General features: G+C 64.5%; 12 protein-coding genes. 10 read left to right on the top strand and 2 right to left on the bottom strand.

The features are described from left to right. The first annotated feature begins 45 nt into the window (after positions 1-45). From ACTG4X_RS24720 to ACTG4X_RS24690, 7 genes are all read left to right on the top strand, one after another. The gene (locus ACTG4X_RS24720; protein WP_440532146.1) at positions 46-360 is read left to right on the top strand and encodes a hypothetical protein; all 315 of its coding nucleotides are present in this window, start codon (positions 46-48) and stop codon (positions 358-360) included. Between the two features lie 287 nt (positions 361-647). Beyond that, positions 648-1,169 (top strand): hypothetical protein, encoded by a 522-nt coding sequence (locus tag ACTG4X_RS24715; RefSeq protein ID WP_093058439.1) that lies wholly within the window; start codon positions 648-650, stop codon positions 1,167-1,169. A gap of 103 nt (positions 1,170-1,272) precedes the next feature. Beyond that, positions 1,273-1,629 (top strand): hypothetical protein, encoded by a 357-nt coding sequence (locus ACTG4X_RS24710; protein ID WP_093058438.1) that lies wholly within the window; start codon positions 1,273-1,275, stop codon positions 1,627-1,629. A gap of 119 nt (positions 1,630-1,748) precedes the next feature. Next, positions 1,749-2,786: an IS110 family transposase gene (locus tag ACTG4X_RS24705; protein WP_097197991.1), complete on the top strand. Its 1,038-nt coding sequence runs from the start codon at positions 1,749-1,751 to the stop codon at positions 2,784-2,786. A 241-nt stretch (positions 2,787-3,027) separates the two neighbouring features. After that, on the top strand, positions 3,028-3,804 hold the full coding sequence (locus tag ACTG4X_RS24700) for a hypothetical protein (RefSeq protein ID WP_440532145.1): 777 nt from the start codon (positions 3,028-3,030) through the stop codon (positions 3,802-3,804). A 64-nt stretch (positions 3,805-3,868) separates the two neighbouring features. Further along, positions 3,869-4,195, top strand: a complete 327-nt coding sequence (locus ACTG4X_RS24695) for a hypothetical protein (RefSeq protein ID WP_440532144.1) — start codon at positions 3,869-3,871, stop codon at positions 4,193-4,195. A gap of 47 nt (positions 4,196-4,242) precedes the next feature. Continuing rightward, a complete protein-coding gene (locus ACTG4X_RS24690) occupies positions 4,243-4,524 on the top strand; it encodes a DUF6959 family protein (protein WP_164547973.1) in 282 nt (93 codons plus the stop codon). 476 nt (positions 4,525-5,000) lie between these two features. On the opposite strand, the gene ACTG4X_RS24685 is transcribed toward ACTG4X_RS24690, so the two are convergent. Then, positions 5,001-5,405, bottom strand: a complete 405-nt coding sequence (locus ACTG4X_RS24685) for a YkvA family protein (RefSeq protein WP_440532143.1) — start codon at positions 5,403-5,405, stop codon at positions 5,001-5,003. 255 nt (positions 5,406-5,660) lie between these two features. Between ACTG4X_RS24685 and ACTG4X_RS24680 the strand changes: the two genes are divergently transcribed. The 3 genes from ACTG4X_RS24680 to ACTG4X_RS24670 are packed head-to-tail and all read left to right on the top strand — an operon-like array spanning position 5,661 to position 8,529. Further along, entirely contained in the window at positions 5,661-6,704 is a 1,044-nt protein-coding gene (locus ACTG4X_RS24680; RefSeq protein ID WP_440532142.1) for an SAM-dependent methyltransferase, read from the top strand. Beyond that, positions 6,701-7,504 carry a DUF1295 domain-containing protein gene (locus ACTG4X_RS24675; RefSeq protein ID WP_440532141.1) on the top strand — a complete coding sequence of 268 codons (804 nt, stop codon included), beginning with the start codon at positions 6,701-6,703 and terminating at the stop codon, positions 7,502-7,504. The genes ACTG4X_RS24680 and ACTG4X_RS24675 overlap by 4 nt, the downstream gene beginning before the upstream one ends. Before the next feature lie 23 nt (positions 7,505-7,527). Continuing rightward, on the top strand, positions 7,528-8,529 hold the full coding sequence (locus tag ACTG4X_RS24670) for an alpha/beta fold hydrolase (RefSeq protein ID WP_440532140.1): 1,002 nt from the start codon (positions 7,528-7,530) through the stop codon (positions 8,527-8,529). 9 nt (positions 8,530-8,538) lie between these two features. On the opposite strand, the gene ACTG4X_RS24665 is transcribed toward ACTG4X_RS24670, so the two are convergent. Further along, positions 8,539-11,595 (bottom strand): autotransporter outer membrane beta-barrel domain-containing protein, encoded by a 3,057-nt coding sequence (locus ACTG4X_RS24665; RefSeq protein ID WP_440532139.1) that lies wholly within the window; start codon positions 11,593-11,595, stop codon positions 8,539-8,541. Between the last annotated feature and the right edge of the window lie 164 nt (positions 11,596-11,759).

Below are 11,759 nucleotides of genomic sequence, written 5' to 3'. Positions count from 1 at the left end.
TCGGGGGTGTCGGTTTCAGCAAACCGAAACCCTTGGAGGCCATTCATGGCTGCATCTGCTCGCGCTTCTGCGCTCGTCTCTTCGTTTCCCGAATCTTCTGAAACTGCCAGCGTTGAAGCGCTTGTGCTGCAGGCGTGCGATGACATCGACAGCTTTCACGCTGTGCATCGCGCCTATGCGTGTCTTGAAAAGCTCATCGTTCCGCAGAGGGTGAGCGATACGGAAGAGGTCTATCCGACGCGCGCCGAACTCGGCGCTCTGGTGCGGCTGGTTAATGAAGAACTGCAGCGGCGCGTCGAAACGGCCGAGGCTACGATTCAGTCGTTGCGTGCTGCCGCAGGCGAGGGCGGTGCGCAATGAAAAGATCGCCATGAACCATGTCCGTCGGCTTCGGGCCTTGTTGCGAGGGCCGTGCGCGAGGCTCCAGTCGGGCATGAATGTCGTACAGCGACCTTACCTAGATCGCCGGAAAGCAGACCTTCGCAGCATGCTCACAACACTAGTCGAACAGATTGGTATCGCGGCAATGAAAGCGCGTGCACACCAACTGAAGGCGCGTCAACAATCAATCGCTAGGAAGTCCAAAGTATTGAAGCTCGCTAATCGTGGCTAGGCAAGCGCAGCTTCGTTCACAACGCAAGGAGATCATGGAAAGCGAAAGAAAACGACTCGAGGAAGAGCAAACCTTCGCCATCTTTGCACTGCCTGAAGACTATGCGTACTACATCGGCCAGGTGGTGAGCATTGGTTCCGACGGCTTGAGGGTCGTTCGCAAGCAACTTTCGATAAAGAGTCCGTACAGAATTGAGGTAGTGCCTGCATCCAGCATTTCCAGAGTGGAATACGAGAGCGGCTTGGCGGCAACGCGAATCGTGGCGGGCGTACTGGTGCTGCTTCTACTAGTTGGCATCTTCTACTACTTGGGGGTTTATTGGGACAGCCTTGAGCCAGGTACGACCATCCGGGTCGGTCTGCTTGGGCTTGCCGGGATCTATGGGCTGAAGTGGGCCTTTATGTCGCGGCGGCACCAACTGACATTTCACCTCCACGACGGCAGTCGAGTTCGATGGCGCTCCCGCTCGGGCGACTTCAAGTACAAAGAGCGGGTTGCCAGTCGTGCAGTGGAGCATTTAAGAGAGCTTGGATTGCTGGCCCGCAGTGCGGCATAGGGGGCTTGGCTTGACGCAATCCGGCCAACTGCGGTCGTTCAACGGCGCTGCACAATCGCGTCCAAAGCGGCCACCCGCTGCATGCGGCTCACGAGGAGGAGTTTTGGGAATCAGCCTGTTTGTCGAGCGGCTCGGCCGCGCCAATGCCATTTCCCTGGAGGAATGGGGGAAGCTCGTCGCCAACGAGCCGGACCTACGGCTTCGCGCCAAGCCGTATGCCGCCATCAACCCTGAGACCGGTGAACAGATTCATCTCCCAGTTGGCGATGCAGACTCAGAGATTTACAGCGGAATGCAATGGCATCCGTTTCTTCGCTTTGCTCGAGGCAAGTTGGTCATGGAGTATCAGTCCGGGTTCGAGAATCCGGACAAAGAGCTTCGGCTGCGGATCGCCTCGATTTCAAGGGCACTCGACGCTCAGATCACAACTGACGTTGATGATGAGCCTTTGAAATGGTAGCAAAGCGAATAGGTCGGGACGCGGCCACAACCAATGGGATGGACGCCCCCACCCGTACCGGCATCGATGTGCCACAGTGGAAGTGTCAGCAACCACTTGAACTGAAAGGGGCGTCCACCATGAAGATTACGACTGTTGGCATTGACCTGGCAAAGAACGTGTTCCAGGTTCACGCAGTGGATGAGCATGGCAAGGTCGCGTTGCGCAAGCAACTGCGGCGCGACCAAATGACGGCATTCTTCGTGAACTTGCCTCGGTGTCTCATCGGCATGGAGGCGTGCGGCAGCGCCCACCACTGGGCGCGAACCCTGCAGGGCTTCGGCCACACGGTTCGCTTGATGTCGCCACAGTTCGTCAAGCCGTATGTGAAGAGCAACAAGAACGACGTGGCTGATGCGGAAGCCATCTGCGAGGCCGTCACCAGACCCAACATGCGATTCGTGCCGGTGAAGAGCGTCGAGCAGCAAGCCGTGCTGTCGCTGCATCGCGCGCGCCAAGGCGTTGTCATCGCCCGCACGGCGCAGGCGAACCAGATTCGCAGCCTCCTGGGCGAGTTCGGCCTGGTCATCCCGAAGGGCATCTGCCACGTCGCCAAGCAAGTCCCCGAGCTGCTTGAAGACGCGAGCAACCAGCTGCCCGGAACGTTCCGCCGACTCATCGCTCGCCTAACCGAGCACCTCAAGGAATTGGACAAGCTGGTCGACGAGTTCGAGGACCAAATCAAGGTCTGGCATCGCAGCAGCGAGCTCAGCCTCCGGCTCGAGAAGATTCCCGGCATCGGACCGCTGGGAGCCAGTGCTCTGGTGGCCTCCATCGCGGATGCGAACAGCTTCGACAACGGCCGGCAGCTCTCGGCTTGGCTCGGCCTCGTGCCGAGGCAGAATTCGAGCGGAGGCAAGCCAACGCTCCTGGGCATCAGCAAGCGCGGGGACGTGTACCTGCGCACCTTGCTCATTCACGGCGCGCGCTCGGCCATTGTTGCGGCGCAGCGCAAGGCCGTGAACACCAACGTGTGGCTGGCGAGCCTGCTGAACCGACGACATCCGAACGTGGCTGCTGTGGCACTGGCCAACAAGAACGTGCGAACGGTCTGGGCACTGCTAGCCCATGGGCGGGAGTTCCGACCTAACTACGTGCCGCCGCAGCTCGCTGCGTAGCCGACCCAACCCATCAACACAGAAGGCAGGAGACTGAACCACCGATTGCTCAGGCAATCACGCAGTGATGGCAAAACAGGTTAGACCGTGGTTGGCGAAGCCCAAAACGTCCGGGGCACTCGGAGTGCGGACAACCGATAGAGGAGCCGACCAGCAAACCCCATCAGGGACAGCGGCGAAAAGCCGCAGCGAAAGTCCGAATGTACGGGTGCAATCGAACCTTCAAGTCATCATCAACTGAATGCCTGGCATATTTGGGGGCGTCCATGTACGGTCGTTCGACGGCGAGGCAGAATTTGCGCCGAAGAGCAACCACCCTCTATCGAATACGGAGAATCCCATTTCGTACCACGCCAAGGAATACGAAGTTTATGTCGTGCTCGGCGCACCTGGCGTGTTGCCATGGGCATGGTCGGTGTGGCGAGAGATTGCGCCGCTACTGTCCCCCTTTGTGGGCTCTCCTCGAGGAAAACCGTTTGTCCGTTCGAGCCAGACGATGGGCCTTGGAAAACAGCACCGGTCGGTGGCGTTCGGTCGAATGGGGTGGGACCAAAAGTCACACGCCAGTTGGACTCACGGTTCACCTACGAGCAGCCCCGACGCAGAGACTTGGAATTTCGTTGGAACCGAAGTCTGGGCGCCTTCTTGGAACGTGTGCGAGAAGAACCTCGAGGCTCCGGATTTCTACATGCACCTCCTTTGCGCGCCGCCCTGCAAGCAGGACCACTCACCTCAATTCAGCTCCATTCTCGTCGTCGCGTTCGCTGCGTCCTCCGCTGGTGCTCGCCGAGTCGAACTGCGTGCTGCGATGACCACCATTGCGAAGCTCCTGGACAGTCCCTTCTCGGTGTGGAAGCATCGCGCTTGGGGCATCCCGGTTGGCCTTTCCGGCGGCTTTCGGGACGCTGTGCAGGATTTCGGAGTCGGTTCCGGCCTCTTCAAGAATGCAGACCCTCACGAACGGCGGCTGGGCCTGGACACCTTCACCGAGACTTGGGCGACCCTCTACCAGAATTGAACAACCGGGACCTGCAACCGCGGACAGAATTCGGCCAGAACCCGTCATTCACACTAAAGCGCCAATGCAAGTCAGCCGCGTCGTTTTTTACCGTGCCCAGCACATCACAGGCCCAACGGCCGTGCTCGTCTCGATTGGCTTCGGAAAAATGCCGGCGCGTGGTCCGACGGTGACTCGTTTGGTATCGCTGGGCAAGGACAGTGCTATCAAGTTCGACCTGTCTGACCATGTGTCGGAGGTCCTAGCGGGCGTGGCACGAGCGAACGCAGAGACCGGCGGCAGCCTCGAAGTCGAAGCTATTGAGGTGGTTGCGGATGACTACCCTGGCAAGGGCCAAGCGGAGCAGGCAGCATATGGCATTGCGCTCGCGGTTCAACGTGGAGAATGCTGACGGACCGAGGTCGGTCAGAAGCCGACCTTCCCGGAACACACTAGATCATGAGAAAAGAGCAGGTCGAAATCTATTCCGATACGAGCAACGCCGCAGTTCTACGCCACCCGGACCGCCACTTTCCCGGCTGCTTGGTTCAAGGCGATACGCTTCACGGTCTTCGGCAGTCAGTTCGTCGCGTCCAACGCAGTGCCCATCTCCTCGACGAGGAGGCTGCTGCAGATCTCGCCGATGTTGCAGATCATCTTGAGAGCCTTCTGAACCACTACAAAACAGTGCTCGCAGCCCACGCGATCAAACTACCGTTCACTGATACGTCGAGCGGCTGACGCCGCCATCCGGCCAACTCCCGACCGTCGAATCCAACGCCTGTTGCTTGCGAATTATGACTGGCACGTCGATACAAGACTTCCTCCTTTTTGGAGTTCTCCCGTTCGGAACCCTATTGATTCCAGTCACTTTCGTCATGCTCTGGCGGTTCAGAAAGCGCACGACTTGGGCGGCTGTCTTCTCTATCGCCGCAGCAGGAATTGTGGGTGGCGCCGTGCTCGTCGCAACGCTTCGGGCCTTTTTCCTCCTGCCTCGATTTGGTGCCTGTCTCGAGTGCGGAATCCAGAGTTGGCGGTGGTACTCGGACGCAATCACCTTTGCCCAGGGATTCGGTGTCACGGCCGCTTTGGCCCTCTTGGCAAGCGTGCTTGTGTTCAGGCCAAACCGATGAGACCTGAAACTTGAACGTCTGTTTCGGAGTTCAGCGTACGGCCGCTTCGGGCCCAACACGGCCGTACGTTTTTCTCCGAAGCCGTCATTCAAGAACGTATAGATGCGGTTTAAGCCAAAACCATACTGCTGCGCCCACGGCCAGCCACAGGACCGCGACGAGGAGGGCGCCGGCCCGGCTGCTTGGCTTCGAGCCTTTCGTCCGCATCCACTCGTCTGCCTGGCTGCGACATTCTGCGAGGACTTCAGGCGGCAGCAGCCTGATGGTCAGCCAGATTAAGACGGGAAGTAGCAGAACGTCATCGACGTAGCCCAGCACGGGGATAAAGTCTGGAATCAGGTCAATGGGACTCAGCGCATAGGTCACCACAAAAACACCCAACGCCTTCGCGTACCAAGGCGTTCGAGGATTTTTGCCTGCAAACCAAAGCGTCACGCCGTCGCGTTTGATTCGCTTGGCCCAAGTCTTCAAGTTGTCGCTGATTCGCATGGGCGCAAGCATGCCAGGGTCACGTGGCCGAACTCTGCCCGCGGCTTCGAAGGACTGCTGATCGCCGATAGTACCCGTCCGCACACACCCTATCGAACAACAGCGACGAGCCTGAAGCGGGGGCGGAGCCTGATCTCAAACGACCGTTCTTGGTACTGACGCCCACAATTGGCAAAGCCTCATCCAAAACCCATCCAGCCGCGTACACGCATCTACGGCACACACTCCGAAGTGCCCCCAACGAGGAAACCGCACATGCCGCAGGACATCGCATTCGCCATCCGCTGGGTCGAAAAGGGCCTGGTGCCCGACACTGTCGTCCGCCAGGGCATCCGCCGTCTGCTGAAAGACCGGCTCGCCGAACTGCACGCCGGCAACGCCCTGGCCGTGGCCGATCTGACGCAAGACTTCGTCGCCCGTATGGCCGCTGAGAACCTGGCACCCCTGCCCGAGAAAGCCAACGAACAGCACTACGAAGTCCCCGCCGCCTTCTTCGCTGAGGTGCTGGGCAATCACCGCAAGTACAGCAGCTGCTACTGGCCCGAAGGCACCCGCACGCTGGAAGATGCGGAGTCCGCCGCGCTGGCCGCCACCTGCGAGCGCGCCGGCCTGGGCAACGGGCAAGACGTGCTGGAACTGGGCTGTGGCTGGGGTTCCCTCACGCTGTGGATGGCCGAGCGCTATCCGGGCAGCCGGATCACGGCGTTGTCTAACTCGAATTCGCAGCGCGAGTACATCGAGACGCAGGCGGCGCAGCGGGGGCTGGGCAATGTGCGCGTGCTGACGCGCGACATCAACGTCTTCGACACCGACGAACGATTCGACCGGGTGGTGTCCGTCGAGATGTTCGAGCACCTGCGCAACTGGCCGCAGGCGTTTGCCAACGTGGCGCGTTGGCTCAAGCCCGGGGGGCGCTTCTTCATGCATGTGTTTGCCCATCGTGAGGCGCCGTACCCTTTCGAGGTGCGCGACCCGAGCGATTGGATGAGCAAGTATTTTTTCTCCGGCGGCATGATGCCCAGCGACGACTTGGCGCTGCACTGCCAGGACGACTTGCGGCTGCTGCGCCGCTGGCGGTGGGAGGGCAGTCATTACCAGCGCACGGCCGAGGCCTGGTTGCGCAACATGGACGATCGCCGCGACGCGCTGCGTCCGCTGTTCCAGGCCACGTACGGCGCCGAGGCCAATGTGTGGTGGACGCGCTGGCGGCTGTTCTTCATGTCGGTGGCGGAGCTGTTCGGCTTCGACCATGGGCAGCGTTGGTGGGTGAGCCACTATCTGTTCGAGCGCAGGGCATGAGCGGCGTGGCAGAGGTAGCGCTGGCGGGCCTGGCATGGACCGCATCGCTGGCGCTGCTGACGTGGGTGGCGAGCCTCGTGCGCCACGACGCCAGCCTTGTCGATCGCATGTGGCCGGTCTTCATCGTGGGCGCGGGTCTCGTGTATTTCGCGCTGCTGCCGGTGCAGACGGTGCGCGGGTTGTGGATGGCCGTGCTCGGCGCGGCATGGGCGGTGCGGCTGTGCCTGTACATCACCTGGCGCAACTGGGGCCACGGCGAAGACCGGCGCTACCAGGCGATTCGCGCGCGCAATCAGCCGAACTTCGGCTTCAGGAGCCTGTATCTCGTGTTCGCGTTGCAGGCGGTGCTGGCGTGGATCGTCTCCGCGCCGTTTCTGCCGGGCATGGCGGCGGCGCGGCCGCTGGGAGTGTTCGACGCAGTGGGCGCGGCACTGGCGCTGTTCGGCATCTTCTTCGAGGCCATCGGCGATGCGCAGATGGCGCGCTTCAGGTCCGACCCGAAGAATGCGGGCCAGGTGATGGACCGCGGCCTATGGCGCTACACGCGGCACCCAAACTACTTCGGTGAGGCCTGTGTCTGGTGGGGTATCTGGCTGATGGCCATGGGCGGGGCAGGGTGGAGCGGCGCGTGGAGCGTGGTGTCGCCGCTGCTCATGACGTGGCTGCTGCTCAAGGTCTCGGGCGTGCGCATGCTCGAGGCTGACATCGGCGAGCGTCGCCCCGCATACCGCGAGTACATCGCGCGCACCAATGCCTTTGTTCCGGGGCCGGTGCGGCGGTGGCACTATCCGGATCAGTGAAGCCCTCGTTCAAAAGTCTGCTGATGCGCATCGTCCTCTGGAGCACGGCAATCGTCGTGCTGGTCGTCCTCGTGGGCGTGGTGTACGAGCAGGTCGGCCGCTACCGCGCGGCGCGCGACTTTCCCGCGCCGGGGAAGATGGTCGACATCGGCGGGCGAAAAATCCAGCTGGATTGCCGGGGCTCGGGCTCGCCCACCGTCGTGTTCGAGGCGGGGCTGAGCGTCGACGGTTCGTTGAGCTGGTCGGCCGTGCAGTCGAAGGTCGCGGCACACACGCGTGCGTGCTCGTACAGCCGTGCGGGCTTGATGTGGAGCGACGCTTCGGATGCGCCCTATAGCGCCAGGCAGGTGGCGCAAGACCTTCACGAGGCCCTGACCCGTGCGGGCGAGCACGGCCCCTTCGTGCTGGTCGGCCAGTCGCTGGGCGGTCTTTATGCGACGAGCTTCACGAAGTACTTCGGCGCCGAGGTGGCGGGGCTGGTTCTTGTCGACCCATCGCATCCGGACCAGGTCGCGCGTGTCGCGGCTTTCATGACGGAGACGCGGTCGCTGCGCTCCCGCATCGCCGTGTGGCTTGCGTGGTCCGGCCTGTTGCGCGCGGCGGCTCCCTCGCTGCTGCCGCAGGCACCGAACCAGACGGCGCGCGATTCACAGGCGGTTCACGCATTTGCGCCGAAGTCGATGGTCACGCAACTGGCGGAGAGCGATGCGACCGATGCCTCGCTCGCCGAGGCCGGCGCCTTTCGCGATCTGGGCAGCCGGCCGCTGGTGGTGCTCACCGCCATGGCACCGTACACCGAAGCGGAACTCCGGGGAATGAAGATCACGCCCGAGCAGGGCAAGCAGGTGCAGGCCATCTGGGAGAAGCTGCACGAGGACATGGCGACATGGTCCTCGCGCAGCACGCACCGGCTGTTGCCGAACGCCGGGCATGACATCCAGTTCGACGACCCGGCTGCGGTGATCGACGCGGTGCTGTCCGTCGTCGAAACGGTCCGTGCGGACCGCGACAACGGGTCGCACTGACGCCGCGCCTCACCAGCGGATCTTCACGCCCACGCTGCCGTTGACTCCGCTCTTCGTGCGCGTCGCGCCGTCCGAGTCCCACAGCTTGCCCAGTTCCGCATACACGCTCGTGCTTTGCGTCAGCTGCAGCGTGGCGCCTACCGCGAGCTCGGTGCTCGTGCCGCCTGTGCGGGTGGCGATGTCGGTGTACGCGGCCGGGCCGATGAAGCGGCTGACGTCGGTGCCGCTGCTGCTGCGGTAGACATTGGCCCGCACATAGGGCTGCAGCAGGCCGGCGGAAGTGGCGATCTCGCCCTTGACCCGCACGCCCGCGCGCGCCAGCCAGCCGTTGTGGCTGTCTTGTTGCACCAGGGCACCCGTGATGCTGCCGTCGTCGAGGTTCACGCGCTGGTGCACCAACTGCAACTGGGGCTCGATGGTCCAGCCCGGGGCGATGTTGAAGGCCTGGCCCACCTCGATGGAGGCCAGCAGGCTGCTACCCTTGCCGGAGCTGCCGAAGCCCAGCGTGGGCGACACGGTGTAGCGGTGGCGCCCGGCCTGCAGCACGCCGTCGACGTACAGGCCGCTGTCGTTCTTCCAGGTGGCGTAGGCGCCCAGGTACTGGCTGCGCAGGTCGTTGGAGCCGGCTGCGTAGTTCACGATGCCGCGCGCGAAGCCGGTCACGCTCATGTCGCCGTCGAGCTGGCCGACGTAGACGCCGGCGCGCCAGTTGGCGTCGGCCCACAGGTCGGTGCCGGCCTGGAAGCCCGTGAGGCGCCCCTTGCTGGTGGGGCGGACGGTGCCGCTCTGGCTGATGGTGCGGTCGGTGCTGATGATGCGGGCCCAGGCCTGGCGGTAGCCCTGGTCTGGCGTGGCGGTGTTGGCGCCGGTCGGGCCGTCGTCGCCTACGCGCTGATGCATGTTGCCGAGCATCGCCAGGTTGGACTGGCGGAACTGCTCGGGCAGCGCGGCGTAGAGCGGCACTTCGGTGCGGTAGGTGGGCACGGTCACGCCGCCGCCGCCGCCGCCGCCGCTTCCGCCACCGCTGGCCGGTGGAACGACGGTGGCAGTGGAGCGCAAGTACCAGTTCTCGCCCGCGCCACTTGCGTCGGCGGCGTACAGCCGGTACTCGTAGGCGCCGGCATCGACGTGGCCGCCTGCCAGGGCGAAGGCGCTCTTCGTGGTCTGTGCGGTGGTCGTCGCCCCGTTCAGCGCGCTCACGACTTCGATGCCGCTGCCGCTGGTCAGCGCGCCCAGGCCTCCGAGGTTGGTGATCTGCACGTTGGTCGTGCCGCTGGCAATGGCGGTGCTGCCGCTGAGGATCAGCCGGTCGCTTGCGCTGCTGCTGTCGCCCAGCGCCGTGCCAAGGCGCAGCGTGCCGCCGCTGCCCACCCACGGGCCGGTCACCGTGAGGGTGGTTCCGGGCACGGTGCCCACCAGCGAGACGGTGCCGCCGTTGGCCATCGACGCGATGGTCTGGCTCCGGCCGGCCAGGTCGAGCGTGGCGCCCGATGCGACCGTGAAGGCGCTGGCGCTGCTGAGTGCGTTCGCCGCACCGGCGCGCAAGGTGCCGGCGGCGACGTTGGTGGCGCCGGTGTAGATGTTGGCGCCAGCCAGGGTCAGGGTGCCTGCGCCACTCTTCACCAGGTCGCCGGCACCCGAGATCGGGCCCGACCAGCCCATGTCGTGGCCGTTGGTGTTGATGGTGCCCGTGCCGCCCAGAAGCAGGGCATTGCTCATGCTCAGGCCGTCGGCGCCGGCAATCACGCTGGCGGTGGCGCCGCTGTCGATGGCAACGGCGCCCGTCAGCGCCGCGCCGGTGTTCAGGGTCAGGCTGTTGCTGCCGCCGGTGAATTCCACGGCCGACGCACGGGTGAGGCCGTCGCCGGCCAGTCCGCCCGAGATGGCGCCGCTGTTGGCAATGGTGAGGTTGGCGCCCATCACGCCGACGCCGCCCACACCGTTGGCGCCGCTCGCGCCTCCGTTGCTGTTGGCGCCACCGGTGCTGCCGGCCCCGCCGGTGATGGTGCCGCTGTTGGTGATCGTTGCGCTGGCACCCGTGGCCCACAAGCCGATGCCGCCGTCGCCGCCGGCCCCCGGCGCACCGGTGCCGCCCGCGCCGCCGCCACCGGCTCCGCCTGCACCCCCTGCGCCACCAGTGACCGTGCCGGTGTTGGTCACCGACACCGCGCTGCCGGCCAGCGTGATGCCGTTGCCGCCGGCCCCGCCGCCGCCGCCCGATGCGTTGCTGCGCGCCGGCAGCAGTTCTGCCCCGCCGTTGCCGCCCGCACCGCCAGCGATGGTGCCGCTGTTGGTGAAGGTGAGCCCCGCCGTCGTGGCATTCAGGAAGAACCCGCCGCCGCCGCTGCCGCCGCCACCGGCTTGCGAGAAGGCATTGCCACCGTTGCCGCCCGCGCCGCCCGTGGAACTGCCGGAGGCCGTGTAGTTGCCGGTCGGCCCGATGAGGATGGAGCCGAAGCCGCCCGCGCCGCCGCCGCCGGCAGCCCAATAACCGTTGCCGCCCACGCCCCCGGTGCCGCCGGTGTAGCTGTCGGAAGAGGAGGTAACGGCGCTGCCGATCGACGAGCCCTGGAATCCGCCGCCACCGCCGCCACCGTATCCGTTGCCGTTGGCGGCGTCGCCGGTCTGCGATTGGCCCGCGCCGCCGTTGTCGCCCTGCAGCACGCCGGGGCTGACGACGTTGCTGGTCGTGCCCGCCGCGCCGCCCGTGCCTGCGGTAGCGCCGGCAAAGGAGCCGATGTTGGCTGTGGAGCCCGCCGTAACGCCGGCATCGGTCGACGATCCGCCGGCTCCGCCGTTCGCACCCACCGTGGTGTCGTTGAGCCCGCCGCTGCCACCGCTGCCGTTGCTGCCGCCCGCGCCGGCGTGCAGCGAAGGGTCGCCGACGGGTTGCCCGCCAGCGCCGCCGGCCGCCATCGCCGGCCCGGTGCCCAGGAGCAGCACCGCGACGGCGACTGCCCCCAGTTCGCCCAGTCTGGCCGATCGCGCGTGGCCGCGAGATGTTTCGGGAGCGGCTACCCAAGTGCCGAGCGTTGGATTCCAGAGGGTGCGAAAAATCTTGTTCATGGCTTCAATTTGTTCGTTTGTTGTTACCTGACAGGCAGGCTCCCGTGCGCAGGTGCGCTCTCTCTTGCGTCTGCGCGTTCCGTCGTTTTCCATTTACAAGTCAAAAATGTAAGTACGCGTACACGCTGGCGATATGCCTGAAAGCGGGTACCCCCTGAGGGAGT

It is taken from the genome of Variovorax sp. YR566, assembly GCF_051992195.1.
GTDB lineage: Bacteria > Pseudomonadota > Gammaproteobacteria > Burkholderiales > Burkholderiaceae_C > Variovorax.
Note: the sequence above shows the minus strand (reverse complement) of the source record. Positions and strands in the feature narration are given on the sequence as shown.